The 24,443-nt window shown below is 74.0% G+C and carries 29 protein-coding genes, 1 tRNA gene and 1 pseudogene; 16 read left to right on the top strand and 15 right to left on the bottom strand.

Annotated features, from left to right (window positions below; all coding sequences use genetic code 11):
• Positions 1-33: 33 nt before the first annotated feature.
• The 3 genes from ACIQOW_RS29010 to ACIQOW_RS29000 all read right to left on the bottom strand — a co-directional run bounded on the left by ACIQOW_RS29010 (position 34) and on the right by ACIQOW_RS29000 (position 2,445).
• Positions 34-1,071, bottom strand: coding sequence for an RNA ligase family protein (locus tag ACIQOW_RS29010; protein ID WP_401089836.1), 1,038 nt, complete (start codon positions 1,069-1,071; stop codon positions 34-36).
• A gap of 101 nt (positions 1,072-1,172) precedes the next feature.
• A complete protein-coding gene (locus ACIQOW_RS29005; protein ID WP_401089834.1) occupies positions 1,173-1,688 on the bottom strand; it encodes a hypothetical protein in 516 nt (171 codons plus the stop codon).
• A gap of 127 nt (positions 1,689-1,815) precedes the next feature.
• Positions 1,816-2,445: a TetR/AcrR family transcriptional regulator gene (locus ACIQOW_RS29000; RefSeq protein ID WP_401089832.1), complete on the bottom strand. Its 630-nt coding sequence runs from the start codon at positions 2,443-2,445 to the stop codon at positions 1,816-1,818.
• 110 nt (positions 2,446-2,555) lie between these two features.
• Here ACIQOW_RS29000 and ACIQOW_RS28995 point away from each other — a divergent pair, with 110 nt between their 5' ends.
• A complete protein-coding gene (locus ACIQOW_RS28995; RefSeq protein WP_401089830.1) occupies positions 2,556-3,968 on the top strand; it encodes an amidase in 1,413 nt (470 codons plus the stop codon).
• Positions 3,969-3,971: 3 nt separating this feature from the next.
• Here ACIQOW_RS28995 and ACIQOW_RS28990 read toward each other — a convergent pair whose 3' ends face one another.
• Together ACIQOW_RS28990 and ACIQOW_RS28985 are read right to left on the bottom strand one after the other, a co-directional pair.
• Positions 3,972-4,688 (bottom strand): response regulator, encoded by a 717-nt coding sequence (locus tag ACIQOW_RS28990; RefSeq protein ID WP_401089829.1) that lies wholly within the window; start codon positions 4,686-4,688, stop codon positions 3,972-3,974.
• Positions 4,685-5,908 (bottom strand): histidine kinase, encoded by a 1,224-nt coding sequence (locus ACIQOW_RS28985; protein WP_401089827.1) that lies wholly within the window; start codon positions 5,906-5,908, stop codon positions 4,685-4,687. Before ACIQOW_RS28985 ends, ACIQOW_RS28990 begins: the two co-directional genes overlap by 4 nt.
• 213 nt (positions 5,909-6,121) lie before the next feature.
• Between ACIQOW_RS28985 and ACIQOW_RS28980 the strand changes: the two genes are divergently transcribed.
• The 3 genes from ACIQOW_RS28980 to ACIQOW_RS28970 all read left to right on the top strand — a co-directional run bounded on the left by ACIQOW_RS28980 (position 6,122) and on the right by ACIQOW_RS28970 (position 8,138).
• Positions 6,122-6,379 (top strand): hypothetical protein, encoded by a 258-nt coding sequence (locus ACIQOW_RS28980; RefSeq protein ID WP_401089825.1) that lies wholly within the window; start codon positions 6,122-6,124, stop codon positions 6,377-6,379.
• Positions 6,380-6,768: 389 nt separating this feature from the next.
• On the top strand, positions 6,769-7,038 hold the full coding sequence (locus ACIQOW_RS28975) for a hypothetical protein (protein ID WP_401089823.1): 270 nt from the start codon (positions 6,769-6,771) through the stop codon (positions 7,036-7,038).
• A 143-nt stretch (positions 7,039-7,181) separates the two neighbouring features.
• Positions 7,182-8,138 (top strand): hypothetical protein, encoded by a 957-nt coding sequence (locus ACIQOW_RS28970; RefSeq protein ID WP_401089821.1) that lies wholly within the window; start codon positions 7,182-7,184, stop codon positions 8,136-8,138.
• Between the two features lie 7 nt (positions 8,139-8,145).
• Here ACIQOW_RS28970 and ACIQOW_RS28965 read toward each other — a convergent pair whose 3' ends face one another.
• A complete protein-coding gene (locus ACIQOW_RS28965; protein ID WP_401089819.1) occupies positions 8,146-8,466 on the bottom strand; it encodes a peptidase inhibitor family I36 protein in 321 nt (106 codons plus the stop codon).
• Positions 8,467-8,852: 386 nt separating this feature from the next.
• Here ACIQOW_RS28965 and ACIQOW_RS28960 point away from each other — a divergent pair, with 386 nt between their 5' ends.
• Positions 8,853-9,143, top strand: coding sequence for a hypothetical protein (locus tag ACIQOW_RS28960; protein WP_401089817.1), 291 nt, complete (start codon positions 8,853-8,855; stop codon positions 9,141-9,143).
• An 86-nt stretch (positions 9,144-9,229) separates the two neighbouring features.
• On the opposite strand, the gene ACIQOW_RS28955 is transcribed toward ACIQOW_RS28960, so the two are convergent.
• From ACIQOW_RS28955 to ACIQOW_RS28940, 4 genes and pseudogenes are all read right to left on the bottom strand, one after another.
• Positions 9,230-9,313: transfer RNA gene (locus tag ACIQOW_RS28955), tRNA-Leu, on the bottom strand.
• 129 nt (positions 9,314-9,442) lie between these two features.
• A complete protein-coding gene (locus tag ACIQOW_RS28950) occupies positions 9,443-9,700 on the bottom strand; it encodes a DUF397 domain-containing protein (protein ID WP_401089815.1) in 258 nt (85 codons plus the stop codon).
• 14 nt (positions 9,701-9,714) lie between these two features.
• On the bottom strand, positions 9,715-9,945 hold the full coding sequence (locus tag ACIQOW_RS28945; RefSeq protein ID WP_401089813.1) for a DUF397 domain-containing protein: 231 nt from the start codon (positions 9,943-9,945) through the stop codon (positions 9,715-9,717).
• Between the two features lie 16 nt (positions 9,946-9,961).
• Positions 9,962-10,708 (bottom strand): annotated as a pseudogene (locus ACIQOW_RS28940) (Scr1 family TA system antitoxin-like transcriptional regulator); the annotation flags it as partial.
• A 207-nt stretch (positions 10,709-10,915) separates the two neighbouring features.
• Here ACIQOW_RS28940 and ACIQOW_RS28935 point away from each other — a divergent pair.
• The 3 genes from ACIQOW_RS28935 (at position 10,916) to ACIQOW_RS28925 (ending at position 12,942) form a co-directional block, all read left to right on the top strand.
• Positions 10,916-11,341, top strand: coding sequence for an ATP-binding protein (locus tag ACIQOW_RS28935; protein WP_401089811.1), 426 nt, complete (start codon positions 10,916-10,918; stop codon positions 11,339-11,341).
• Between the two features lie 9 nt (positions 11,342-11,350).
• A complete protein-coding gene (locus ACIQOW_RS28930; RefSeq protein ID WP_401089810.1) occupies positions 11,351-11,914 on the top strand; it encodes a hypothetical protein in 564 nt (187 codons plus the stop codon).
• 158 nt (positions 11,915-12,072) lie between these two features.
• On the top strand, positions 12,073-12,942 hold the full coding sequence (locus tag ACIQOW_RS28925) for an alpha/beta hydrolase (protein WP_401089808.1): 870 nt from the start codon (positions 12,073-12,075) through the stop codon (positions 12,940-12,942).
• A gap of 105 nt (positions 12,943-13,047) precedes the next feature.
• Here the strand turns inward: ACIQOW_RS28925 and ACIQOW_RS28920 are convergent, their stop codons facing one another.
• Entirely contained in the window at positions 13,048-13,584 is a 537-nt protein-coding gene (locus ACIQOW_RS28920; protein WP_401089806.1) for an alkylmercury lyase family protein, read from the bottom strand.
• Positions 13,585-13,812: 228 nt separating this feature from the next.
• Between ACIQOW_RS28920 and ACIQOW_RS28915 the strand changes: the two genes are divergently transcribed.
• The 6 genes from ACIQOW_RS28915 (at position 13,813) to ACIQOW_RS28890 (ending at position 19,802) form a co-directional block, all read left to right on the top strand.
• Positions 13,813-13,959: a hypothetical protein gene (locus ACIQOW_RS28915; RefSeq protein WP_401089804.1), complete on the top strand. Its 147-nt coding sequence runs from the start codon at positions 13,813-13,815 to the stop codon at positions 13,957-13,959.
• A gap of 94 nt (positions 13,960-14,053) precedes the next feature.
• The gene (locus ACIQOW_RS28910; RefSeq protein WP_401089802.1) at positions 14,054-15,388 is read left to right on the top strand and encodes a hypothetical protein; all 1,335 of its coding nucleotides are present in this window, start codon (positions 14,054-14,056) and stop codon (positions 15,386-15,388) included.
• A complete protein-coding gene (locus ACIQOW_RS28905; RefSeq protein ID WP_401089800.1) occupies positions 15,385-15,927 on the top strand; it encodes a hypothetical protein in 543 nt (180 codons plus the stop codon). Before ACIQOW_RS28910 ends, ACIQOW_RS28905 begins: the two co-directional genes overlap by 4 nt.
• Entirely contained in the window at positions 15,924-17,279 is a 1,356-nt protein-coding gene (locus ACIQOW_RS28900; protein WP_401089798.1) for an MFS transporter, read from the top strand. The genes ACIQOW_RS28905 and ACIQOW_RS28900 overlap by 4 nt, the downstream gene beginning before the upstream one ends.
• A gap of 222 nt (positions 17,280-17,501) precedes the next feature.
• Positions 17,502-18,017 (top strand): hypothetical protein, encoded by a 516-nt coding sequence (locus tag ACIQOW_RS28895; protein WP_401089796.1) that lies wholly within the window; start codon positions 17,502-17,504, stop codon positions 18,015-18,017.
• A 204-nt stretch (positions 18,018-18,221) separates the two neighbouring features.
• On the top strand, positions 18,222-19,802 hold the full coding sequence (locus tag ACIQOW_RS28890; protein ID WP_401089795.1) for an AMP-binding protein: 1,581 nt from the start codon (positions 18,222-18,224) through the stop codon (positions 19,800-19,802).
• A 115-nt stretch (positions 19,803-19,917) separates the two neighbouring features.
• Here ACIQOW_RS28890 and ACIQOW_RS28885 read toward each other — a convergent pair whose 3' ends face one another.
• A complete protein-coding gene (locus tag ACIQOW_RS28885; RefSeq protein WP_401089793.1) occupies positions 19,918-20,355 on the bottom strand; it encodes a hypothetical protein in 438 nt (145 codons plus the stop codon).
• Between the two features lie 88 nt (positions 20,356-20,443).
• On the opposite strand from ACIQOW_RS28885, the gene ACIQOW_RS28880 reads away from it, so the two are divergent.
• The gene (locus ACIQOW_RS28880; protein WP_401089792.1) at positions 20,444-21,382 is read left to right on the top strand and encodes a hypothetical protein; all 939 of its coding nucleotides are present in this window, start codon (positions 20,444-20,446) and stop codon (positions 21,380-21,382) included.
• A gap of 49 nt (positions 21,383-21,431) precedes the next feature.
• Here ACIQOW_RS28880 and ACIQOW_RS28875 read toward each other — a convergent pair whose 3' ends face one another.
• On the bottom strand, positions 21,432-22,394 hold the full coding sequence (locus ACIQOW_RS28875; protein ID WP_401089790.1) for a GlxA family transcriptional regulator: 963 nt from the start codon (positions 22,392-22,394) through the stop codon (positions 21,432-21,434).
• A gap of 72 nt (positions 22,395-22,466) precedes the next feature.
• On the opposite strand from ACIQOW_RS28875, the gene ACIQOW_RS28870 reads away from it, so the two are divergent.
• Positions 22,467-23,063: a cysteine hydrolase family protein gene (locus ACIQOW_RS28870; protein WP_401089788.1), complete on the top strand. Its 597-nt coding sequence runs from the start codon at positions 22,467-22,469 to the stop codon at positions 23,061-23,063.
• Here the strand turns inward: ACIQOW_RS28870 and ACIQOW_RS28865 are convergent.
• Both ACIQOW_RS28865 and ACIQOW_RS28860 read right to left on the bottom strand, forming a co-directional pair.
• On the bottom strand, positions 23,053-23,574 hold the full coding sequence (locus ACIQOW_RS28865) for a hypothetical protein (protein ID WP_401089786.1): 522 nt from the start codon (positions 23,572-23,574) through the stop codon (positions 23,053-23,055). The two genes, ACIQOW_RS28870 and ACIQOW_RS28865, sit on opposite strands and share 11 nt — an antisense overlap.
• A gap of 86 nt (positions 23,575-23,660) precedes the next feature.
• Positions 23,661-24,443, bottom strand: a complete 783-nt coding sequence (locus ACIQOW_RS28860) for an SDR family oxidoreductase (protein ID WP_401089784.1) — start codon at positions 24,441-24,443, stop codon at positions 23,661-23,663.

Here is a 24,443-nt window from a genome sequence, read left to right as displayed (position 1 = left end):
TTCCGGCCCGCTCCGCCCCCGCCCCGACCTCGCTCAGCCGCCGCGCCGGTCCTCCGTGTCGAAGGCCGCCAGCGCCCGTGCCCCCGGCTCCAGGGCCTGGCGCAGTGCGGCCAGGACGGAAGCCTCCAAGCCGCCCAGCGCCTCGGCGAGTTCCTCCGCCACGTCCTGGGCGATCTCGGCCGCCACCGTCTCCGCCGGGGTGCGGGGCCCGAGCTTGCTGACCGCCGCCGCGGCCCGGGCGGGGGTGAGCAGGGCCGAGGCCTGGACGAGGAGCCAGGCCGGGACTCCGGCCGAGCCCTCCGGCGGGGGGAGGTACGGGCGGGCGCCGTCGTAGCGGTCGTCCTCGGCGAAGGCCTGCTGCTTCACCTTGACGAGCGGGCGGGCCGTGACCGACTCGTGCCACTCGCCGGCCGGCTTGAGGACGTAGCCCTCCGCGAGGTTGTCCGGCAGCTCGGGCAGGCCGAACAGGGCCGGCACCCGGCTGGGGTAGCGCACCGGCAGGTCGTGCAGGGAGTTCAGGGGGCCGTGTCCGAGCAGGGGCACGCAGGTGAGCCCGGCGGCCCGGGCGGCGGTGCGCAGCGCGCGGTCGGCGGTCCACCAGCGGCCTTCGGGCGTCTCGACGGTGGCGTCGAACGGCAGCCAGCGCAGGACGGGGGCGTACCAGACGCCGGTCTGGACCGGGTCGACCCCGGGGACGGCGGGCACCTCGGGGTGCGGGTAGCGGCCGCCGGCCAGTTCGCCGTAGACGGTCACCACCGCCGAGGGGCCCCGGGTTCCGCGCAGCGCGGCGGCGAGCCTGGCCGCCGCGACGGACAGTCCCGGCCAGATCCGGCTGACCCCGAAGAAGCCGTCCAGCCCTTCGTCGTCCAGCAGTTCACGCCGTTTCGCGGCCCGTACCGCGCCGCCCTCGCAGACCACCGCGAAGTGCGCCCCGTGCACCTTCTCCGCCGCCGTCCACTCGCGGCTGCCGGGCCCGCCGGAGCGGCCGCGGGCGGGGATCTTGGGGTAGGGCCGCAGCTCGGACCCGTCGAATACCGTCTCGAATACCGCTTCGGACACCGTCTCGGACACGAACGGAATCCTCGCCGCCCGGTCCGCCGCCTGGCAACAGGGATTCCCGGCGGCGGGCCTGGGCGCGCCCCGCAGCGGGCGGAGGTCCAGCGGGCGGAGATTCAGCGGGCAGCGTCGGTGTCGGCGGCCGGCCGGGAGGCCCGGCGGGCCGGCGGCACCGAGGCGCGCAGCCGTCGGATCGTCCGCAGCACCTCGTCCCGGTGCTTGGCCGACTTCACCCAGGCGGGCAGCCGCGCCACCAGGGTCATGCCGGGGACGGCGCCGCGCTCCCGCAGTCCGGCCGCGACGTAGTCCTCCAGCAGGTCCAGGTGCGCGGGGTTGTACGCCCACAGCCGCCGGCCGCCGCAGCACTCGGCGTCCAGCCAGAGCGGCAGCTCGAAGTACGGGTCGACCGGCCCGCCGAACGTCCGCTGGGCCGGGAACCCGTCCACGGCGTACCCGCAGCCGCAGCGCAGCAGCCGACGGGTGTGCTCCCGGCCGCCGGTCCACCGGTGCTCGCACCGGTCGCCCAGCCGCGCGAGGACGAGGGCGCGGCCCCCGCACCGCGGACAGCGGACGAGCACCTCGTCGGCGAACTCGTGCAGCCTGACCCCGGGGTCGGTGAAACGGCGCTCCATCGTGCCCTCCATCGTGCCCCCGTCCTGCCTTCCCGCCGCCGACGGTCCTGAGCGCCGATCATCTCATCGGTGCGCCGGCACCCCCGTGGGGTCGGCAGCGCGGCACCGGCCGGCGGCACCGCACCGGTCAGCAGCGCGCCCAGAGCCCGGCCAGGTGCGCGTGCAGGACCTCCTCGGCCTCCGCCGGGCTGCGGTGCCCGACCAGCACGTGCGCGGTGAGCCCGTCCGCGAGGGCGAGCAGCGTACGGGCCTCGGTCCGCGCCACCACCGGCCCGCCCGCGGCCTCCCCGCCGATCACCGAGCCGCCGACGACCTCCCCGCCGGCGGCCTCCGTGACCAGCCGCACCATCAGCTCCTCCAGCGCCGCGTAGCTGCTCCGCAGGGTCGCCGCCAGCGCCGGGTTGACGGCGGCCCCGGCGACGAAGGCGAGCCAGATCCTGGCCTCGGCCCGGTGTTCCTCGCGCAGCAGCGCCATCTCGCCCGCCACCAGCCCGAGTTGGCCGGCCGCCGACTGCGCGGGGCCGGCCAGCAGCCGGTTTCGCACCCGCTCGGTGACCCGCTCGCCGACGTGCCCGAGGGCGAACAGGAGCATCTCCTCCTTGGTGCGGAAGCAGCGCTGGACGGCCCCCATCGAGACCTCCGCCCGGGCGGCGACGTCCCGCAGGGTGACGCCCTCCAGCCCGTGTTCGTCCACCAGCAGGCAGACGGCCTCGGCGATCCACCGGCGCCGGCCCTCGTGGTCCACCTGCTTGGGCATCTGCGGCCTCCTCGGTACGCCCCCCGATATTCCGATGCAAGCGTATCGGATTCCGGGCTATCGTTCGTTTTCCGATGCGACCGCATCGGAAACGAGCCGAGGAGACCCTCATGCCCCTGTGGAGCAGGCCCGCCACCGAACTCGCCGCCGCCGTGCGCACCGGCGAGGTGTCGGCCCTGGACGTGATGGACAGCCACCTGGCCCGGATCGCCGAGGTCAACCCCCACCTGAACGCCGTCACCCGGCTCCTCGCCGACCGCGCCCGCGCGGCCGCCCTGGACACCGACCGCCGCCGGGCCGCGGGCGAGCCGCTGGGCCCGCTCGCGGGCGTGCCGTTCACCGTCAAGGAGTGCACCCCGATCGCCGGCGTGCCCACCACCTTCGGCACCCCGCGCTTCCGCGACCACGTCGCCACCGACGACGCCGTCCCGGTGGCCCGGCTGCGCGCGGCCGGGGCGATCCCAGTCGGCCACAGCAACCTGCCGACGCTGATCCTCGCCGGGATGCACACCCGCAGCGAGCTGTACGGCGACACCCGCAACCCCTGGAACGCGCAGCGCACCCCCGGCGGCAGCAGCGGCGGGGACGGCGTCGCGGTCGCCGCCGGGATGGCCCCGCTCGGGCTCGGCAACGACTCCGGCGGCTCGGTCCGCATCCCCGCCTCCTTCTGCGGGGTCGCCGCCCTCAGTCCGACCACCGGCCGCTTCCCCGCCGACCAGCGCCTGATCGGCCCGGACGACCCGGGCCCGGCCTCCCAGGTCCTGGTCACCGACGGCCCGTTGGCCCGTACGGTCGCCGACCTGCGGCTCGCCTACGAGATCCTGGCGGGCACCGACCCGCGCGACCCGCGCGCGGTGCCCGTCCCGCTGTACGGCGAGCCGCCCACCGCCCCGGTCAGGGTGGCCGTCGTCGCCGACCCGGGCGGCCGCGGCGTCCACCCGACCGTCCGCCACGCCGTCGAGACGGCCGCCGAGGCACTGCGCGACGCCGGGTACGACGTCCGGGAGGTCCCCGACGTCCCGCGCATGGAGGAGGCCCTCGACACCTACTACCGCCTCACCAACACCGAGTTCGCGCCGAGCTGGCCCGCCGTCCGGCAGCTGCTGGGCGAGGGCGGCGACCGCTTCATCGAGCTGACGATGCGCATCGCCCCGCCCGCGGACGCCGCCGGACTGATCCGGCTGATGAGCGCCTGGATGGGCATCCGCCGCTCGTGGGCGGAGTTCCTGGAGGCCTACCCGCTGCTGCTGGGGCCGGTGTTCACCGAGCCGCCGGTCGAACCCGGCCTGGAGTCCAGGGACCAGGCGGGCCGGGACCGGGTCGCCGGCGCCATGCGGCTCTGTTCGGTGACCAGTTTCGTGGGCGTCCCGGCCGTCGCCGTGCCCACCGGCCTCGACGCGGGCGGCCTGCCCACCGGCGTCCAGCTCGTCGGCCGGGCGTTCCGGGAGGATCTGTGCCTGGCCGCCGCCCAGGCCGTCGAGGACCGCCTCGGCACCCTCACCCCGGTCGACCCGCGGCCGTAGGCCCTACGTGCCCGGCAGCCCCGGCACCACCAGCCCGCTCTCGTAGGCGATCACCACCGCATGGGTCCGGTTCTGCGCGCCGAGCTTGTTCAGCACGTTCCCGACGTGCGTCTTGACGGTCTCCTGGCTCACCGCGAGCGCCTGCGCGATCTCCGGGTTGGACAGCCCGGTGGCCATCAGCCGCAGCACCCCCTCCTCCCGCCCGGTCAGCGCCGCCCGGGGCAGCGCCTCGGCGGAGTCCAGCGGCCGGGCCGCGACCATCCGGCGCAGCGCGGCGGGGAACAGCACCGCCTCCCCGGCCGCCGCCACCCGCACCGCCTCGGCGATCTGCGGGACGGGCCGCCGCTTCAGGACGAAGCCGCTGGCGCCGGCGCTCAGCGCGGCGGTGACGTAGCCGTCGTTCTCGAAGGTGGTGATCACCACGACCTTGGGCGGGTCGGCGTCCCGCTCCAGCAGTTCGCGGGTCGCCTCGATCCCGTTGCGGCGCGGCATCCGCACGTCCATCAGCACCACGTCCGGCCGCAGCAGGCGGGCCTGCTCGACGGCCTCGACGCCGTCGGCGGCCCGCCCGACCACCGTGATGCCCGGCTGGGCACCCAGCAGGGTGCCCAGCCCGCTGCGGGTGACCGGGTCGTCGTCGGCGATCAGGAGGGTGACCTCGGGCGGCGCGCCCCCGTCGGGGCCGGGACCGGGGCCCGCGTCGGGACCGGGGCCGCTCACGCCGACCACCGCATCGGCAGCCGGACGGCCAGCCGCCACTGCCCCTCGCCGTACGGGCCGGCCTCGAACTCGCCGTGCAGCAGCCGCACCCGCTCGGCCAGGCCGGGCAGCCCGTGGCCGGAGGTCGGGAACCCACTCGACCCCGGCCCGGCCCCGCCGCCCGCCACGCTGTTGACCACGCTCAGCTCCAGCGCCTCCGGCCCCGCCGCCACCCACAGCCCGATCGGCCCGCCCCCGCCGTGCCGCAGCGCGTTGGTCAGGCCCTCCTGGACGATCCGGTAGGCGGCCCGGGAGAGCGTGCCCTGCACCTGCGCCAGGTCCCCGGTGGTCCGCGGCTCCACGACCGCGCCCGCGTGCCGCAGCCGGTCGACCAGCTCGGGCAGGTCGGTGAGGGTGCGGGTCGGCGCGGTGCCCGACTGCTCCTCGCGCAGCGCGCCGAGCACGTAGTCGAGGTCCTCCAGCGCGGCCCGGGTGGACTCCTCGATGCTGCGCATGGCGGCCCGGGCCGCCGCCGGATCGTCGGCCAGCACCTCGCCGGCGACGGCCGCCTGGATGGTGGCGGCGGTCAGGGTGTGCCCGATCGAGTCGTGCAACTCGTGGGCCAGCCGGTTGCGTTCGGCCAGCAGCCGCTCCCGCTCGGCGGCCATCGCGAGCCGCTCGGCCGGGGAGGGCCCGAGCAGCCGGGGCGCCAGCCACCGCAGCGCCCCCGACACCCCCGCGAACAGCACCGCCGCCAGCACCAGGCTGAGCGCCGCCACCACCCAGGCCCAGACGCCCGTCACCTCCGTGCCCCAGCCGAAGAGGCTGATCCGCGCCTCACCGGCCGCCCAGCGTCCCGGCAGTAGTGCCACTCCCATCACCAGCAGCGTGCTGCCGCCGATCAGCACCGTCCAGCCCAGCGCCACGTGCGCCACCACGAACACCGGTGTCCGCCACCGCTCCGTCGCGGCCCCCTTCACCGGGCCGGGCACCGCGACGCCCAGCAGCCGCCGTGCCCCCGTCACCAGCACCCGGCGCACCACCCGCGGCAGCCCGGCCACCGCGAGCAGCAGCGCCCACAGCGGCAGCGCCACCCAGACCGCGTCCGGCCGGCCCGACACTCCCAGCGTCATCCCGAGCGCCACCATCGCCACCGGCAGTGCCGCCAGCGCCCCGAGCGCCGCGAACAGCACACCCGTGTACGTCGAGCCGCGCAACAGCGGCCGCAGTCCCTTGATCATGTCCGTCAGTATCACCGGCCTTCCGACCAGCGGTCCTCCCCCGATCGAGGGAGGACCGCCGACGGCGCCCACCCCTCCGGAGGGCCACCGACGGGCCCCGCTGGAGGCACGTCGCGGGCCGCCTCGAACTCGGCCGGATCGCGACCACTCGTTCGCATGAATCCGGGTGGAAGCCATCGCCGGGGCCGCCGGGATTCCAGACCATCGGCATTGATGACGACCAATCAAAAACTCTTCCGGCAAGGCCTGTTGGCGACCACGTCGACCGTCACGGTGCTGGCCACGACGACCGCGCAGGCCACCCAGGCCGCCCAGGCCGCGCCCGGCCGGCGGGACGAAGGACCGCACCGCTACAAGGTGTCCGTCCGGGCGGCGCACGGGGCCTGGACACTACCCTCCGGCCTGACCTCCTTCACCGTGTACGCCCGGGGCTCCGGCGGCACCGGAGGCCCGGCGTCCGCGGCCCGGTAGCGAAGCCCGCGTACCGGGGAGCGCCGGACGGCACCCACCCACTCCCCCTCGGCGCGGCCCGGTCACCGCGGCGGCTTCACCCCGGCGGCTTCACTGCGGCGGCTTCACTGCGGTGGCTTCACTGCGGTGGCTTCACCGCACCGGCGAGGGCGTCGCGCAGCACGGTGCGGGAGTGCTGTCGGCCGTGGGTCTGCTCCGCCCGAACGACCTTGCGACGTGATCACCCGATCGGCCATTTCCGCAGGTCGGCGCGGTGTTTCTGACTGGTCGTTGGGTCTGTTCGGATGGCGGTGGCGCTTGCGGGGGGTGGTGGCCCGTGGCTGTCTGGTTCAGGCGGCACCGACCGAGCGCCGCCGCTCCTGACCTCACACTCCACGGAGGAGACTCTCATGCGTGCTCTCAAGCGTGTCCTGGCCGTCGGCGCCCTTACCGTCCCGCTCGTGATCGGCTGCGCCGGCCTGGCCTCGGCTACCGAGGGCCTGGACGCGTCCTTCGGCCAGGGCTTCTTCGTCGCCAACCAGAACGGCGCCGGCGCGGCGGCCGTCGAGTCCTCCGTCAGCCCCGAGGGTGTCTCGCACGCCGACTTCTTCGTCTGGGCCGACGACTCCGGCGTCGTCGGTGGGTTCACCGGCTCGGGCGCCACCTGGCACAACGAGTGACGGACCCCGCACCACCGGCGGCCTGAGGCCCCGGAGCGGGGCCGCCGCCATCCGGTTCCCGGGATGACGAAACGGCCGGTCGACCACAAGGTCGACCGGCCGTTTTCCTGAAGACACCCGCGGGTCGCGGGGAAGGGCAGCACATGACGCGGGAACGCAGGCCTTCGGCGCTGGCGCGGCAGGCGTGGACGGCGAACCGGCCGCTGGCCGGTACGGCCGTGCTGATGGGCGTCATGCTCGCCATCGCCCTGGTGGGCCTGGTCGCCGACTCCCGGTCGATCACCGGGCAGCCCGCCTGGGCGAAACCGGCCCGCTTCGCGCTCTCGATCAGCATCTACACGCTCACCCTGCTGTGGCTGCTCACCTTCGTCCGCGGCCACGATCGTTTCGTCCGGCTCGTCTCCCGGGTGACCGCCGTCTCCCTGACCGTCGAGATGGCCCTGATCGCCGCCGCGGCGGCGGCCGGAACCACCAGTCACTTCAACTTCGGTACGGCGACGGCGACGGCGGTGTGGATGACGATGGCCGCCTTCATCGTCGCCACCTGGACGATGGCCCTGGCGACCGTCGTCCTGGTGCTGCGCCAGCGGCTGCAACCACCGGTGTTCGCCTGGGGGCTCCGCCTGGGCCTGGCGGTGTGTGCCCTGGGCATGGCCGTCGCGTTCCTGATGACGACGCCCACCTCCCAGCAGCGCGCCGCCGCCGCGCAGGGCCACGGCCTGCCGGTCATCGGCGCGCACACCGTCGGGCTCGCCGACGGCGGTACGGGGCTTCCGGTCACCGACTGGAGCACGCTCGGCGGCGATCTGCGGGTGCCCCACTTCGTCGGCCTCCACGCGTTCCAGGTGCTGCCGCTGGTCGGCTTCCTGCTCGTCACCAGGCCGCGCGGGCTGCCCGAGCGCCACCGGGTCGCCCTGGTGTGGACCGCCGCACTGGCCTACCTGGGCCTGGTGCTCCTGCTGACCTGGCAGGCGCTGCGCTCCCAGCCGGTCACCGCCGCCGACGTGGTCACCGTGGCCTCGGTGCTCGCCCTCGCGGCCGCCGCCGGAACGGCCGTCCTCGCGGTCCTCCGCCACGCCCGCCGCACGGAGCGCGGCTGAGGACCGCTCACCCCTCTCCGGCAGGCCGGGCGGACTGGACGGGGTAGGGGAAACGGGCGGTACCGCGGCCCGGTTCGAGGACGACGTGGAGGCCTCCGTAGGCGGGCGACTCGTAGAAGCACCAGGTGACGTGGCTGTGGTTGGCCGCGCTCTCGATCGGCGGCTCGATCAGGAGCCGCGGCAGCCTGATGTGCGCGAGCAGACCCCGGAAGTCCTGTTCGGTGAACGCGCACACCGAGTGGCCCCCGGGCCGGCCGAGCTGCCTGGGCACGGCGGGTGCGCGGGCTCCGGGGATCACGGCCGCACCCGCGATCGCCGCCGCGGTCATGGAGACCGCTGTCCGCCTCGGCACGGACCACTTCACGCGGGCCCCCCTTCCGGTTCCTCGGCGAGGAGCGGCCTCGCCGTTCGGGAGGGGGATCCCACCGCCGGGGGGAGGGATAAACGGCGACGGGGAAAGTCGTAAGTACACACACCGGGGCGCACCACCACCGGTGTCCCGAACGACAGGACGGCCGGGTGGCCGGGTCCGCGCCGTCTCGGGCCCCGCCGCGAGCGGATCGGCGGGATGGCGTCGGCCGCGTGGTCGTCGATACGGCCGACCCGTCGGGATGTGGCCTTGTTCGGCCGGAACGTGAGGGCCCTCTTGTCGGCCGGGGCGCGTGGTCGACATGATCACGGACGGCCTACTCGCCGCCGCCCAAGGACACCGACATGAACCCGTTCCGCGCTCTCGCCCTGCCCGCCGCCGCGCTGCTGATCGGCGCCGGCACCGTGCTCGCCGCCGCTCCGGCCGCGACCGCCGCCGATTCGATCAACTGCCCGCCCGAGAACAGCGGCGGTATCGAGACCTTCACCGCCCACGCCGGCCTCGTCACACTCGGCCCCCTCCGCGCGACGGCCACGGTCCGCGCCGCCGACCCGGCCCCCGACGCCACCTCCACCCTCACCGCCACCGCCACCGCCACCTGCACCACCGTGACCAGCCTGCTCATCACCTGCTGAACCGCCGCCCTGAGCGCGAGCACGCCCGCGAACGGGGCGAACGACAAAACGGCCGGTCGATCCGAAGATCGACCGGCCGTTCGCTGTGCGCGAGGGGGGAGTTGAACCCCCACGCCCTTTCGGGCACTGGAACCTGAATCCAGCGCGTCTGCCTATTCCGCCACCCGCGCATCTGGGTGATGAGGACAACTATAGACCATCCGGAGGGGTGGTTCCGGCCACCTCCGGGCGACGGCCGGAGGCCCCCTCTCCCGGGTACGGCCCTGGTCACCCCGGAGGCGCCGCCGGCACCGGGAGCGCTACGTCGGGAGGTCTCCCGTGCGGACGGCCGTGACGAAGGATTCCCACGCGGCGGCCGGGAAAACGAGGGCCGGGCCCAGCGGATCCTTGGAGTCACGCACCGGGACGAGGCCGGGGAAACCGGGGGCTACCTCGATGCAGTCCCCGCCGTCATCCCCGCTGTAGCTGCTCTTCCGCCAGGTGGCTGCGGCGAGCTTGACGCAGCAGCCGCCGTCGTTTCCGCTGTAGCTGCTCTTGCGCCAGATCAACACAGCCAACCCCTCTGGGAGTTCTAGGCCGGGAGGTCGCCCTCACGGACGGCCGCGACGAAGGATTCCCACGCGGCGGCCGGGAAAACGAGGGCCGGGCCCAGCGGATCCTTGGAGTCACGCACCGGAACGAGGCCGGGGAAACCGGGGGCTACCTCGATGCAGTCGCCGCCGTTGTTGCCGCTGTAGCTGCTCTTCCGCCAAGCGACTACGGCGTGCTCGTTGCTCATCATCTGTGTAACCCTCCAGGGCATCGACAATCAGCCGACGCGATTCGCTCTCTGACAGGCATTCACCACGGAGCCGATCGAAGCGATGGTGATGCTTGGCCACACTGACGGAATCATCACTGAGATGACCTCGCTCAAGGCTCTCCGAGTAGACCAAACGCTGCCCATCCGGCAGCTCCAGCAACACCATAGCCGTGTTGATGAAGGCCTGCCGACTTGAGAACAGGGCCACCTGAACAACGACGTTCGGGAGCCGAGACACCCGCAGCAGGTGCTCCATCTGGCTCCTCATCACACCGGGTCCGCCAATGACCGTGCGGATGGCACTCTCGTCGAGAATGACCACCAACAACGGCCCATCGGACGCCAGAAATCGAGTCTGCCGACTGAGTCGAGCCCTGGTCAGCTCCTCGATCTCCTCCGGCCTGCCGGCCGCATCGCCAGTGGCGAAGAGCGCTCGCGCGTACTGCTGGCACTGCAAAAGGCCGTGCACCACGCCGTCCTGGTATACCCGAACCCCAATGGAGATGGCCTCCAGGTCAACGTGATCCCGGAACCAATCCGGGTGCTCGATCGAGGCGTTCCAGTCCACCCGGCCGTACAACCGCCTCAGCAGGCCACCCGCATTCAGGATCCCTTCGAGCTCCTCGACCTCCAAGACCGACGGCTTCCGCCGCCCGGTCTCCATCCGCGAGATCACCGTGCGGTCGAGGTGCATCAGCTTGCCCAGGTCTTCCTGGGTGTAGCCCGCCGACTCCCGCGCGTAGCGGAGCTCTTCGCCGAACATGATCGCGGAGCTGGCCGTCGGTCCCCGCTTGATCTTCCGCTGTGTCATTGATGCTCCCACTCGTGCGCCACGTGCCCAACACGTGGATCTGGGCGTCACCGTACCTCCGCAGGCCGATCATTGTTACCGGAACGCAGTCACCCGCATGCACAGAGTGAACTGCGCGCCCCATTCGCACGCCCCCTCCGCCCCCTGAGGTGCACCCCCATGCCCACTGCCCGTCGCCCCCGTATGTTCGTCGCGCGCCTCGACTCCGAGACCGAATCCACGCCCCTGGCGCGGTACTTGCTGCGGGCCTACCTCTCCGGTCTCCCCGCCGGCGACCGCTACGCCGACACCGCCGAACTCCTCCTCGGCGAGTTGTTCGCCAACGCCGTCCAGCACTCCGACGCCCCCGACGACCGCCACATCGAGATCCGCTTCACCCTCACCCCCGACCGCCTCCTGCGCCTCGAAGTCCACGACGCCGGCGCCGGCCACCCCACCCTCCACATCGCCGCCCCGGACGACGAGCGCGGCCGCGGACTGTTCCTCGTCAACGAACTCGCCCACCGCTGGGGCTGCGAGACCCGTCCCGGCGGCATCGGCAAGTTCGTCTGGGCCCTGTGCGCCCCCACCCTCGTCACCATCTGAGAGCCCCCATTGAACCTCGCCACCCTCGCCCGCCACGCCATGTCCCGCGGCACCACCCCGGCCGCCACCTACGCGCTCCTCGCCAAGCGCTCCGGCAAGCCCCTGCCCTCGGCCCGAGCGGTCTGCCTCGCCCTGGCCATCCCGCTCGCCGAGACCACCCGCCGCCTCGCCGAGTGCCACGACGCCCTGCTCGCCGACCCCCGCCCGAACTCCGAAGCCGACACCGGCGAAGTCCTCGAAGCCCTCGGCGTCTTCGACATCCCCAAGAGTCTCACGGACACCGAACTCGCCGTCGTGGAACACTTCCTGACCGCCATCGACGCCATGGGCGGCATCCGCGCCGGCCACCAGCACGGCCTCCAGCGCTGGTTCACCACCGGCAACCTCACCACCGCCTACCTCTCCCTCGCCGCCGCCCGCCCCATGCCCCGCACCGGCAACCCCGCCCAGTACTGGACCACCCTCGTCACAGCCGGCGAACTCCTCACCACCACCCCCCGCCCCGACCGCCGCATCACCTACGCCCTCACCCACTGCCGCACCCAAGCCGCCCGGACCACCACCGGCGGCTGAGGCCCGACTGCCGCGTGACGCACGCGGGTTCCGCGGCCCTCCCGGCCCCGGCGGCCCGGACGCGTCACGCGGACCGGCCTGTTCGCACCCGCCCGCCGCAGCTGATCCCTCCTCGGTTCGGTCTTGTTCCGAAGATCGTTCTGCTGGAGGCTGAGGCCATGCAGAACCTGCCGACCTTCGTCTTCGTCCACGGGGCCTTCGCCAACTCGTTCTCGTTCGCGCCGCTACAGGCCGAACTCGCCCTGCTCGGGCACCGCTCCGTCGCGGTCGACCTTCCGGGGCACGGATTCGAGGCGACCTTCCCCGCGCCCTACCAGGCTCCCCAGAACCTCGAAGCGCTCGCGGCGGAGCCGGGGAGCATCAAGGGGGTCACGCTCGCCGACAACGCCGCCCGCGTGATCGAGGTCCTCGAACGGGCCAAGCGGAACGGGCCCACCGTCCTCGTCGCCCACAGCAGGGGCGGCATCACGGCCACCGCCGTCGCCAACGCCCGGCCCGAGCTGGTCGACCGGATCGTCTACGTCTCCGCCTGGTGCCCCGTCGATCTGGACGTGAGCGGCTACTACGCCCAGCCGGAGATGGCGACCGTCGACCCCGCCGCCTTCGCCGCCGCGCTCGCCGGGAACCCGGCCGAACTCGGCCTGCTCCGGGTCAACTTCCGCACCGCCGACCCGACGGCGCTCGCCGCGTTCCGGCAGGCGTTCGCCGCCGACCTCACCGATGACGAGTTCCGGACCTTCCTGAACACCTTCCAGCCCGACGAGAACCTCGACGCCGGCACGTCCGCCGACCGGGCGCGGGCCACGACCTGGGGCCGGATTCCCCGGACCTACGTGCGTCTGGCCGCCGACACCAGCATTCCGCCCGCCATGCAGGACCGCATGATCCGCGAGGCCGACGCGCTCACCCCCGACAACCCCTTCGACGTCCGGACCCTCGAAGGCGGCCACCTGCGCTGGCTCGTCCACCCGGCGCCGGCGGCCCGGGTCCTGGGGGAACTCGCCGCGCTCCTGCCCACCGGATCCTGACCGACGCCGGCCGAGCGGAAGGCGACCGGGCGGAAGGCGGCCGAGCCACCACCGGCACCGGCCCGCGCCGTGGCGGCAGGCCCCGCCGCGCCCGCCGGCCGGCGCTCAGGGCGCGAGCAGGTGCCCGAAGGTCTCCCGGCCGACGCGCTCGGCCTCGGACCGGCCGACCGTACGGCCGGGGACGTCCGGGTGCCTGCTCGTCCAGGCCCCGGCGTTCGCCGCACCGGTGAAGAAGTTCAGCGCGTCACAGCAGGCCGCCGCCGCGGGACCGCCTCCGGGACGCTGCCCGACGAAGACCACGGCGTCCACCGGGTCCCAGCGCAGGACGCCGTCGGCCGAGGTGACCGTGACGGCGTCGCCGCTCACCGGGTCGGTGGAGGAGATCACCGCGTCCTGGCCGAGCATCGCCGGGATGCCCAGGGCGTCGATGGCGCACATCGACCACACCTCCACCCCGCTGCCGAGGCGGACCCTGTGCCGGGTGGGGACGGCGGAGAAGGGACAGGCGGCGAGGCGGCAGGACAGGCTGGGCACCGCCCCGGGCGGCGGGAACGGGTCGGTGCCGTCGATCAGGATCGTCGGCGAACCGCACATCCCCAGCCGGGTGGCCTCGGCCTCGTCGGCCACCTCGACCAGCTCCACTTCGGCTTTCCGGCCGTCCAGCGCGGCGGTGGCCAGCTCCAGCGCGGGCCTTTTCCGGAATCGGATCCGCCGTTTCTGTGCCGGACTGTCGGTCCGTCAACTCTCAGCCACGCGCCACTCATCGCTGTCTGATTAACCATCATTGACACTTCCTTGACCATCACTTTACTGTCGTTTTGGCGGCGACGACCAGCGCCGCCGGAATACCGACACATCTCGGAGGTCCGAATGGAACAGCTCGTCAAGAAGATGATCCAGGAAGACGCGTGGAAGGGCTGGGTCGCCGCCAACTCCGGAGGCACCGCCAAGGACGGCTGCATCAGCGTGGCCAAGGACGGGTGCATCAGCATCGCGAAGTCCGGCTGTATCTCCTGACGCACCGCCCGGCACCCGGACCACCTGCCCGGCCCGGTCGTCCGGGCCGTCGGGCTCCGGCGGTCCGGGTGCCGGGCGCCGACTGGAGGACACAGTGAACGGTCAGCCGACCCCCGACGTGATCGACCGGATCAGGGACATCCCGCTCTACCGCACCGCGATCGAGCGGGGGCATTTCCCCATTCTGGAGAAACCCGAGATCGCCCGGGGATTTCCCGACAACTGGATGACACCGCGCCTCGCCGCGGCGCTCGCCACCGGTGAGGCGGAGTTCGTGCTCTCCACCGGCACGAACCACGCCCGCATGCAGATCATCCGGCCGCCCTACTTCCTGCTGAACTCCTACTACCGGCTGTGGAGCGAACACCCCGACATCGCCGCCACCTGGGCGGAGGGCTGTCCGAGGGTCTCGCTCACCACCGTGCTGGCCACCGAGCACGTCGCCCGCGTCAACGCCCGCAAACGCGGCGAGGAGCCGTCCGGCACCCCCTCCCCGGCCGACCGCCGGCTGGACGAGCGCACCTTCTACCTCAACCTGACCCTGGACCCAGGCCACTGGCAGCGCGCGGACGTCGAGCGCATGCTCACGGAGATCCGTGACGCGGCCCGGGCCCACCCCGGGGGCCGCTACCACCTGGACTGCTCCTCCTCCCACCTGGCGCACCTGGTGCGCAAGGCCGTGGCCTGGGGCCTGTGGGAGCACCTCCCCCGGCCGGCCAGCATCGTCCACGCCTACGAGCACACCCCGGCGAACGTGGCCCGGTACCTGCGCGAACACTTCGACTGCCCGATCGTCGACCTCTTCGGCAGCACCGAGCTGGGCTACCTCTACTCCAGCGACCGCGGCGGCGGCTACCGGCCGCACCTGGAGGACATGAGCGTCGAACTCGTCCCCGTCGCCCCGGGCAGCACCATCCACAGCCTCATCGTCACCAGCGTGCGCAACCCGTACATGCCGCTGGTCCGTTACCGCTCGGGGGACTGCGTGCGCACCGCGGACAGCGGCACCGACCCGGCCCGGATCACCCGCTTCTGCGGCCGCGAGAAGGAGTTGCTCCCCACTCCCCGCGGCCCCGTCGCCCAGGGCGACCTCGACGACGCCGTCAGCGCCGTCACCCCCCGCGTCTTCCTCCACCGCCTGCACCTCGGGGACGGGCACGAGGACGGAGCCGTCCTGCGCTGCACCACCTTCGACGGGGCCCCGCTCCGGGCGGCCGAGACCGACGCCCTGGCCCACGCGGTCCGCGAGCTCACCGGACGGCGCTGCCGCGTCGAGCACCACGCCCAGCTGCCGATCGGCCCCTCCGGCAAGTACCCGTGGCTCGCCGCGCCCCCGTCCTCGCCCGCCACCCCGACCGCCAACGCCACCGTCGCCCCGGCCCCGCCCTCGGGTCCGGCGGCCGGGACCACCCACGGAGGCCCCCGATGACCGCCCAGCCCCGGCCCGGAACGCCGTCGCAGCCCGCGCCCCGCGTCCCGGCCGGACAGCTCAGGGCCCTGCTCGACGACGACCTCCACGCCGAGGTGGTGGCCCACACGGCCGCCCGCACTGCCACCACCCCCGCCGAGGCCGAACGCCAGGTCACCGAGTGCCTGCGCTACCTCTACCTCGTCTCGCGCCACCGCGAGGAGCTCGCCGGCCTCTTCCTCCCCGTCGAACAGCACATCGACGAGGTCTGGCACTACCTCATCCTCCAGACCCGCGAGTACCGCGCCCTCTGCGAGGAACGCCTGCCCGGCCGGTACTTCATCCACCACCGCGGCATCCCCTACGAGTCCTACCAGGAGCAGCCCGGCCGGGCGCGCGCCGCAGAGGAGGCACTGCGCTGGATCCCGCTCTACTGCCGGGAGTTCGGCCCCTTCGACGAGGGCGCCCTCGCCCACTGGACCATCGTCCGCTACCTCCACGAGCAGCTGGACATGCCGCTGGCGGAGATCTCGGCGCTGCGCCCCCTGGCGACCGGATGACACCTCCCGCCCGGGCCGCCACCGAGCCCCGCCGGACCCCCGAACCGCCCGAACCTCCCGAGCAGCGGCGGGTGCTGGCCGTCCTGGTCGTCTCCCAGCTGGTCAGCGGCGCCGGACTGACCGCCGGCATCGTGGTGGGAGCACTGCTGGCCGAGGACATGCTCGGCTCCAGGGGCCTCGCCGGCATCCCCACCGCCCTGTTCACCGGCGGATCGATGCTCGGCGCCCTGGCCATCGGCCGGCTGTGCCAGTCCAGGGGCCGCCGCCCCGGGCTCGGCCTCGGCTACGCCGCCGGCGCCCTGGGCAGCGTCGGGGTGGTCGCCGCGGTGGCCGCCGACCAGGTCGCGCTGCTCCTGCCCTCCCTCCTGGTCTACGGCGCCGGCACCGCCACCAACCTGCTCGCCCGCTACGCCGGCGCCGACCTCGCGTCCCCCCGGCGGCGGGCCCGCGCCCTGAGCCGGGTCCTGCTCGCCGCCACGCTCGGGGCGGTCGCCGGGCCCAACCTGGTGCCCCTCACCGGCCGGCTCGCCCAGGCCTGGGGCATCCCCCCGCTGGCCGGGCCGTTCCTGCTCGCCGCCCTCGGCTACACGGTGGCGGCCGTCGTCCTCACCACCGCCCTGCGTCCCGATCCCCTCCGCCTGGCACGCACCCGGGCTCCCGGGGCCGCGCCGGACGATGTCCCTGGCGACGTCCCTGGCCATGTCCCTGGCGATGTCCCGGACGACGTCCCTGGCGACGTCCCGATCGCGGACGCCCCGGCCGGGCAGCCGGGCCGCGGGCCCGGGGTGGCGACCGGTCTGTGGATCATGCTGCTCGCCCAGCTGCCCAAGGTCGCCATCATGACGATGACGCCCGTGCACCTGGCCGCCAACGGCCACGGCACGGGCACGATCGGCCTCGTCGTCTCCCTCCACATCGCCGCGATGTTCCTCCCGTCCCCGCTCAGCGGCCTGCTGGTCGACCGCTGGGGAGCTCTGCCGGTCGCCGCGGCCTGCGGCGCCCTCCTCTCCGCGGCCGCCCTCCTCGCCGCCCTCGCACCGGCGGACTCGGTCCCGGTCCTGGCCGTGGCCCTGACCCTGGCGGGCGCCGGCTGGAACCTCGGCCTGGTCAGCGGGACGGCCGTCGTCACCGCCGCGGCGCCGTCCGCCCGCGGGGCCTCCACCCAGGGCCTGGCCGACGTCGGCCTCGCCGTCGCCGGCAGCACCGGCGGCCTGCTCTCCGCCCCGCTCGCCGCGGCGGGCGGCTACGGCACCCTGGCCCTCGCCTGCGCCCTGACGGCCGCGCTCGTCACCCCCCTGGCCCTCCACGCCGCCCGCACCCACCGCCGGCCCGGCTGCCCCCGCGCCGGCTGACCCCGCACCGTCCGGCCCCGCGCCGCCGGGCCCCGCACCGGAAGTCGGACCCGCCGACTTCTCACGCGCTCCAGCCGACGAAGAACGCCCTCGGCCACACCATCCGGCCGGCCCCAACAGTCGATCCGCCGCCGATCCGTCCCCGAACCGCCCCCGAACCTCCGGGCGAAACCGCATACTCGTCCCAACGACCGTCTGTCAGCCGACCGTTGGGGGAAGCCCTTGTTCCGCGACACCCGCCCGCGCAGCATCCACATACCGACCCACCGCGAGACGGCCGACGAGTGGGGCGAGCAGATCGCCGTACTCCGCGCCGCCCCGCCCGGGTGGTTCTTCCTGCTGGGGCGGCTCTCCTCGGACGGCTACCTCTGCCACCTCGACCTCAACTACCACCTGGACGGCGAACTCGTCGCCGTCGTCCAGACCTCGCGCCCCGTTCCGCCCGGCCACCGGGTGGGCTCCCTCACCACCCCGCAGTCCCAACTCTCCACCTTCCTCGCCAATTCCAGCCGTCTCGACCCCCGCACCCAGCTCGCCCCGCTCGACGGGCCGCCCACCCCGGGCGAGGTGCTGCTCCACGGCGTCCCCGTCCCCGTCGAGGTCCACCGCAGCCACGGCTGCCTCAGCGCCACGGTCCCCCGGCTCCCCTCCCAGCAGGGCTACGTGATCGTGACCGCCACCGCCGACCACTGGGCCACCGCCACCGACCTCGCCCTCCGGTCTCCGACGGCGTTCTGAGCGGGGCCGCCGGGCCCCGCGACCCACCCGCACGTCGCCCACGTTTCACCCGTGCTTCACCCGCACGGTTCACCCGGACGGGGCTGCGCGGGCAGCAACCGTTTCCTGATGCATCGTCATGATTGCGCCGTCAGCGCAAGGTTCACGCCAATTACCCTCCGGGCGCCCCCGGTACGGCACCGGGGTTGGGGTTAGCCTGTGGCCATGGTTGCAAACTACAAGCACGAAGTGGCCACGCGGGACTCCGAGTTCGTCAGCGGCCCCGCGCTGATCCTCCGAGCCCTCGCATCCGACCCCGGCCGTCAGGCCTTCGTCACCGCCGACGGCGCCGAGATCACCGCCGGCGACTTCGCCGCCACCACCTACCGCCTCGCCCACGAGCTGATCGCCCGGGGAGTGACCGTCGGCAGCACCGTGACCCTGCTGACCGGCAACACCCCCGAGGCCCTGAGCGCCCGCTACGCCGCGGGCCTCGCGGGCGCCCGGGTGGTCAACCTGTACGACGGCATGAGCGCGCCGGTCCTGGCCGAGATCACCGCGAGCGTCGACACCACCCTCCTGCTCCTGGACGCCGAACGGTACGCCACCGCACCCGAGTTGCTCCCGCTGGTCGACGTCCCGGCCGTCCTCACCCTCGGCCCGGGACCGGTGGCCGCCGACGGGGCCGTCGGCGAGGACGTGATCGCCGCCTCCGCCCACCGCCCCGCCGAGCCGCCGGCCGTCCGGGTCGGGCCCGACGACGACCTCGGCATCCGCCACACCGGCGGCACCACCGGAATCCCGAAGGGCATCCTCAGCCTGCACGGGCCCTACCGCCGCGTCTTCGACACCCCGGTCGGCAGCGACCCCACCGCCGGCGCGCCCCGCCTCCTCGCCCCCACCCCGCTCGCCCACCTCTCCGGCATCCTCTCCGACCTGACCCTCCAGCGCGGCGGCACGGTGGTCCTCCAGCGCTCCTTCGAGCCCGGCGCGGTCCTCGCCGCCATCGAGCGCGAACGCATCACCGACCTCTGGCTGCTGCCTCCGCTGCTCCACCAGCTGCTCGACCACCCGACGGTCGGCCGCACCGACCTGTCCAGCCTGCGGACCATCCCGTACGGGGGCAGCGCCGCCTCGCCGACCCGGATCCGCGAGGCGTTCAAGGTGTTCGGGCCGGTCCTGTTCGGCGTCTACGGGATGTCGGAGGCGCAGCTGATCTCCATGCTCACCCCGCAGGAGCACGACCGGATCGGCCACGGCGGCCAGGTCTCGGTCGGCCGGCCCGTCCCGGGCGTCGAGGTGGCGATCCGCGCGCTCGACGGCACCGACCTGCCGACCGGCGAGCAGGGGGAGGTCCACCTGCGCTCCGACACCGTCATGGCCGGGTACTGGAAGCGGCCCGACCTCACCGCCGCCGTGCTGCGGGACGGCTGGCTGAACACCGGCGACGTCGGCTACTTCGACGAGGACGGCTACCTCTACCTCGCCGACCGGGCCAAGGACCTGATCATCGTGGTCGGCGGGCACGTCTACCCGTCCGAGGTGGAGGACCTCCTCGTCACCCACCCGGCGGTCGCCCGCTGCGCGGTCTTCGGCGTGCGCGACGACCAGGAGACGGAACACGTCCACGTCGCCGTCGTCCCCGCCCCCGGGCAGCGGCCGACGCTGGCGGAACTCCGCGCGTTCGTCACCGAGCGCAAGGGACGGATCTTCGCCCCCGAGGTGCTGCACCTCGTGGACGAGATCCCGCTGACGCCCGTCGGCAAGCCGGACAAGAAGCTCCTGCGCGACTCCCACACCGGCTGACGGCTGACGGACCGTCCGGCTCGACGGACCACGGCCGCGTGCCGGGAGGCCGGCGGCGGGTGGGGTGGCGACACCGAGAACCGCCACCCCGCACGCCGCCGGCCCTCAGGCGTCCTCAGTAGTCCTCCGGCCGCTCGCGCAACTCCTCGCCGAACCGCGACCGGTGGACGCCGTGGACGATGGCATCCGGCGACTGGTAGCCCCGGTGCGCCGGATCCGCGACGTCCCCGTCCCAGGCCGCCTCCCCTCCGAGGTACACCCGCGCGGCCTCCTCCAGCGCCCGCTCCCCCTCCACCACCGCCCGCCACAGCCCGTACCCCTGCCCGACCACCCACAGGCAGAGGTCCTCGGTGCTGTCCTCCGACCACACCTCCCCGTCGACGCTCACCCCCTCCGCGAAGTCCGCCAGCTCCTCCGCCGCCGTCGCGTACGCCCACGCGAACTCCTCCAGCACCTCCCGCGGTCGACCCCCCAGCCACGCCTCCAGCGCGGCCACCCGCGGCCGCGCCGCCTCCAGGACCTCCCAGAACCACCCCGGCACCCGCTCCGCCACCACTCCGCCTCCCGACTGCGCCCTCCCGGGTTGGCCGCACCCGCGCGAGCTCGCGCGGGTGCGGCCACCAGATTCCCGAGGCCTGACCGTGTCCGCCGAAGGCACCCTCAGTCTCCCGGCACAGGGGAAGGGCGAAGCGAACGACCCGGAGGCCCAGAAGGCCCGCCAGCAACTCGGCTCGGAGACGAAGGGCTTCCAGGACCGTATCAACGCCGCGCTGAAGGCGGCTCAGGAGGCGAGCGACCAAGGCCACAACGCCCTCGTGCGGCTCAGCGCCAACACACTGGACCCGTCCCGCGCGAACGGATCGCTCCTCACGGCGAAGTACGCCGTCGATGGCATCATGCGGGACCTCCATCTGGTCGATCCCTACATCCCGGACGGCAAGGACCCCGCGAAGAACGCCGCCTGGTGGAACAGCCTCACCCTCGACCAGCAGGAAACCTACCTCACGCTGAACGCCGCACAGGTGGGCGATCTCGACGGCATCCCGGCCGAGGCCCGCGACAGGGCCAACCGGCTCGTACTGGACCAGAAGATCGACGCGCTGGAGGCTGGTTCGGCCTCCGTGTTCGGCCTGGACCAGAAGGACTACGACAAGCGCAAGAACGCGCTGATGGAGATCAGGAAGAAACTGGAGGAGGGAGCGAACGAGAAGGAGGAATCGAAGCGAATGTTCCTCCTCGCCATCGGCCCGGAGAGGTTCGACGGCGACGGACGCGCCATCGTCGCCACCGGGAACCCGGACAAGGGACCTACGCCGTCGGCGAGGCCGCCCAGGACGCGGGCGGCCTGCACGCCGACGTCCCCGACGACCAGCACAACGAAGTCCTCAGGAAGGCCCGGGACCTGCTCACCCGCGAAGGCCTCAAGGTCACCGAGTACCGGGAGGTTCCCACCGGGGATCCTTCGGCCCTGCCCATCGCCGCCTTCTCCGCCCGTCACCCCGAGAGCCGGTACGTCATCGACGTCGACAGCACGGCGGGCCACAACCGCCTGTCCCTCGTCGTCCGGACCCCCTGCCTGATGCCACCGTCCGAATCGGCCGCGCCCTCGGAGGCCCCTACACCCACTCCCTAACCCTCCGCCCGGCCCCGGAAGGCCCGACGGTACTCCCGGGGAGCGACGCCGACCCGGTCCGTGAAGACCGGGCGCAGCGAGACCGCGGAGGTGAAGCCGCAGCGGGTGGCGACGGTGTCGACGGGCAGGTCGGTCTCCTCCAGCAGGCGCTGGGCGGTGAGGACTCGCTGGTCGAGGAGCCAGCGCATCGGGGTGGTGCCGGTGGAGGCGGTGAAGCGGCGGGCCAGGGTGCGTTCGGACATCAGCGCGGCGGCGGCCATCCGGCGCACCGTCCAGGGGGTGCCGAGGGTGGCCAGGATCTCGGCGCGGAGGCGGGCGAGCGGGTCGCCGTCGGCGGTGGCGTCCGGGACGGGGGTGGGGATGAACTGGGCCTGGCCGCCCGCCCGGAAGGGGGCGGTGACCATGCCGCGGGCGATGGTGGCGGCGGCCTGCTGGCCGTGGGCGGTGCGCACCAGGTGCAGGCAGAGGTCGATGCCCGCCGCGACCCCGGCCGAGGTCCACAGGCCCTCGCCGCCGGTGAAGAGCACCTCCGGCCGGACCGTCACCGCCGGGAAGCGACGGGCGAGTTCGGGGGCGAGCGACCAGTGGGTGGTGGCCTCGCGGCCGTCCAGCAGACCGGCCTCGGCGAGGACGAAGGCGCCCGCGCAGAGCGAGGCGATCGGGATTCCGGCGGCGGCGACGGCCCGCAGGGCTTCCAGGATCTCCGGGCTCCGCCGGGCGTCCGGGTCCTCGACGCCCGGCACCACGACCAGGTCGCAGTCGGCCAGTGCCGCCGGCCCGTGGTCGGGGACCCGCTCCAGCCCGCCGCCCAGCCGTACCCGGACGCCCTGCGGCCCGCAGACCCTCAGGTCGAAGGCGGGCAGGCCGGGCCGGGTGGTCCGGTTCGCCCAGACCTCGCCGATCACCGCGTAGTCGAAGGCCCGGACACCGTCGAAGATCAGGCAGCCCACGGTTCGCATGGCAGGAATCTATCGACGGGTGGCCCCTCCGCCCATCACACCTCCCCGGTGACGCCGACCACCATGGACGGCATGACGAACACCGACGCCCTCGACGCCCCGCTCACCCTCGACCCCGACGCCGTCCTGCTGCTCATCGACGTCCAGAAGGGCTTCGAGGACACCTCCTACTGGGGCCCCCGTGACAACCCGCAGGCCGAGCAGCGGATGGCCGAGCTGATCGCCGCCTGGCAGGCCACCGGCCGCCCGATCGTCACCGTGCAGCACACCTCCCCGGCCGGCCCGCTGGCCGTGGGCACCCCGGGGTACGAGCTGAAGGACTTCGTCGCCGGGCTCACTCCCGCGCTGCACGTCACCAAGACCGTCAACAGCGCCTTCTACGGCACCCCCGACCTGCACGCCTGGCTCGGGGAGCGCGGCGCCCGGCAGGTGGTGGTCACCGGGATCATCACCAACGTGTGTGCCGAGACCACCGCCCGGATGGCCGGCAACCTCGGCTACGACGCGGTCTTCCCCACCGACGCCGTGCACGCCTTCGACATGACCGGCCCCGACGGCACCACCGTCCCCGCCGCCGAACTCGCCCGCGCCACCGCGACGACCCTGCACGCGATGCGCTTCGCCAAGGTGGTGACCACGGAGGACGTGCTCCGGGCCGCTAAGGCCTGAACAGCGGCTCGTACGCGAGGCGTTCCTCCGCGTTGAGCAGCACGTACGAGGCCCCGGGGCCCAGCGTGAGCTCCCGCAGCCGCGCCAGGGCCTCGGCCGCCGAGGGGACGTCGAGCCCGAGTGCGGCCGCCGCCGCGTCCCGCTCGGCGTAGAGCCCGGGCTGGTCCTCCAGGTACTCCTCGGCCGCCTCGCCGCTCTCCTCGACCGTCAGCCGCGGGCAGTCCCGCCACCACGGCACCGCCAGCAGCAGCCGGACCAGCTCCGGCACCCCGACGGCCAGCAGCGCAGCGCTGCCCTCCAAGTCGGCGTACAGCACCGGGCGCTCCTCGCCGCCCCCGCCGCAGAGGAAGAAGGTGCCGCCCGCGCCGTCCTTGGCCACCGGCTCCAGGGCCTCACCCGAGGCGAGCACCACCTCCTCCCCGTGCTCGTAGGCGTCGAGGGAGAAGTCGCCCGGCCAGGCCAGGAAGCCGGCGGCGGCGGAGTCGGCGCGGATCGCATCGAGGAGGGACATGGCGGCCACCCTACGACCGGCCTCCGACAGCACGGCCGCCCTCGGGACAGCCCTCAGGCCGGCCCCTCGGGACAGCCCAGCCGGGCTCAGGCCGCCAGCCGCTCCGCCAGGTACTCCTCCCAGGTCCGCCGCCCGTGCTCGGCCCCCGCCGCAGCCAGGTTCTCCCCCGCCCGGTACGCCCGCCCGACCTTGCCCGGCACCCGGACCGGCAGCTGCCGGCGGCTGCGGCCGCGCGCCGCGAGGTAGGCCGTGGTCAGCTCGCCCATCTCGTACACGGCCGGACCGGCCAGGTCGGGCACCGTCCCGGCCGGCTCGCCCAGCGCCAGCACCACCAGCCGGGCGGCGACCTCCCGCGCGTCCACCGGCTGCCAGCGGATGCCGCCGGGCGCGGGGACGAGCGGCAGCTTCGCCATCTTCTCGGCCACCGTGAACGCCAGGTCGTGGAACTGCGCGGCCCGCAGGATGGTGTACGGCAGGCCCGAGCCGGCCACCGCCCGCTCGGCGGCGTGCTTGGCCCTGAAGTAGCCGAGCGGCAGCCGGTCCGCGCCGATCACCGAGATGTACACCAGGTGCCGCACCCCGGCCCGCCGCGCGGCGTCGACCAGCAGCCGGGTCGCGACGTCGTCGCCCTTGGGGCCGCCCGCCAGGTGCAGCACGATGTCCACGCCCGTCAGCGCCGCGTCCAGTTGCCCGGCCACCGCCGCCGGATCGCCGAGCAGGTCGCCGCGCGCGTACGTCACGCCGTCGGCGGCCGGGCGCTCCCGCCGGCTGAGCACGCGCACCGGCAGCCCGGCCGCGCGCAGCAGCGGGACCACCTGCCGGCCGAGGGTGCCGGTGCCGCCGGTGACCAGCACGGTGTTCTTCGTCAT

Origin of the sequence: Kitasatospora sp. NPDC091335, from assembly GCF_044757205.1 — a bacterium.
In the GTDB taxonomy this organism is placed as follows: Bacteria; Actinomycetota; Actinomycetes; order Streptomycetales; family Streptomycetaceae; genus Kitasatospora.
This window is presented reverse-complemented; position numbering and strand designations above follow the sequence as displayed.

What these genes read in the sequence shown, in the direction of transcription:
- ACIQOW_RS29005 (WP_401089834.1), bottom strand. Translation starts at nt 1,688, where the DNA reads ATGGAGCGCCGTTTCACCGACCCCGGGGTCAGGCTGCACGAGTTCGCC.
- ACIQOW_RS29000 (WP_401089832.1), bottom strand. Translation starts at nt 2,445, where the DNA reads ATGCCCAAGCAGGTGGACCACGAGGGCCGGCGCCGGTGGATCGCCGAG.
- ACIQOW_RS28995 (WP_401089830.1), top strand. Translation starts at nt 2,556, where the DNA reads ATGCCCCTGTGGAGCAGGCCCGCCACCGAACTCGCCGCCGCCGTGCGC.
- ACIQOW_RS28985 (WP_401089827.1), bottom strand. Translation starts at nt 5,908, where the DNA reads ATGATCAAGGGACTGCGGCCGCTGTTGCGCGGCTCGACGTACACGGGT.
- ACIQOW_RS28980 (WP_401089825.1), top strand. Translation starts at nt 6,122, where the DNA reads ATGACGACCAATCAAAAACTCTTCCGGCAAGGCCTGTTGGCGACCACG.
- ACIQOW_RS28975 (WP_401089823.1), top strand. Translation starts at nt 6,769, where the DNA reads ATGCGTGCTCTCAAGCGTGTCCTGGCCGTCGGCGCCCTTACCGTCCCG.
- ACIQOW_RS28970 (WP_401089821.1), top strand. Translation starts at nt 7,182, where the DNA reads ATGACGCGGGAACGCAGGCCTTCGGCGCTGGCGCGGCAGGCGTGGACG.
- ACIQOW_RS28965 (WP_401089819.1), bottom strand. Translation starts at nt 8,466, where the DNA reads ATGACCGCGGCGGCGATCGCGGGTGCGGCCGTGATCCCCGGAGCCCGC.
- ACIQOW_RS28960 (WP_401089817.1), top strand. Translation starts at nt 8,853, where the DNA reads ATGAACCCGTTCCGCGCTCTCGCCCTGCCCGCCGCCGCGCTGCTGATC.
- ACIQOW_RS28945 (WP_401089813.1), bottom strand. Translation starts at nt 9,945, where the DNA reads ATGCCCTGGAGGGTTACACAGATGATGAGCAACGAGCACGCCGTAGTC.
- ACIQOW_RS28935 (WP_401089811.1), top strand. Translation starts at nt 10,916, where the DNA reads ATGCCCACTGCCCGTCGCCCCCGTATGTTCGTCGCGCGCCTCGACTCC.
- ACIQOW_RS28925 (WP_401089808.1), top strand. Translation starts at nt 12,073, where the DNA reads ATGCAGAACCTGCCGACCTTCGTCTTCGTCCACGGGGCCTTCGCCAAC.
- ACIQOW_RS28915 (WP_401089804.1), top strand. Translation starts at nt 13,813, where the DNA reads ATGGAACAGCTCGTCAAGAAGATGATCCAGGAAGACGCGTGGAAGGGC.
- ACIQOW_RS28905 (WP_401089800.1), top strand. Translation starts at nt 15,385, where the DNA reads ATGACCGCCCAGCCCCGGCCCGGAACGCCGTCGCAGCCCGCGCCCCGC.
- ACIQOW_RS28900 (WP_401089798.1), top strand. Translation starts at nt 15,924, where the DNA reads ATGACACCTCCCGCCCGGGCCGCCACCGAGCCCCGCCGGACCCCCGAA.
- ACIQOW_RS28890 (WP_401089795.1), top strand. Translation starts at nt 18,222, where the DNA reads ATGGTTGCAAACTACAAGCACGAAGTGGCCACGCGGGACTCCGAGTTC.
- ACIQOW_RS28875 (WP_401089790.1), bottom strand. Translation starts at nt 22,394, where the DNA reads ATGCGAACCGTGGGCTGCCTGATCTTCGACGGTGTCCGGGCCTTCGAC.
- ACIQOW_RS28870 (WP_401089788.1), top strand. Translation starts at nt 22,467, where the DNA reads ATGACGAACACCGACGCCCTCGACGCCCCGCTCACCCTCGACCCCGAC.
- ACIQOW_RS28865 (WP_401089786.1), bottom strand. Translation starts at nt 23,574, where the DNA reads ATGTCCCTCCTCGATGCGATCCGCGCCGACTCCGCCGCCGCCGGCTTC.
- ACIQOW_RS28860 (WP_401089784.1), bottom strand. Translation starts at nt 24,443, where the DNA reads ATGACGAAGAACACCGTGCTGGTCACCGGCGGCACCGGCACCCTCGGC.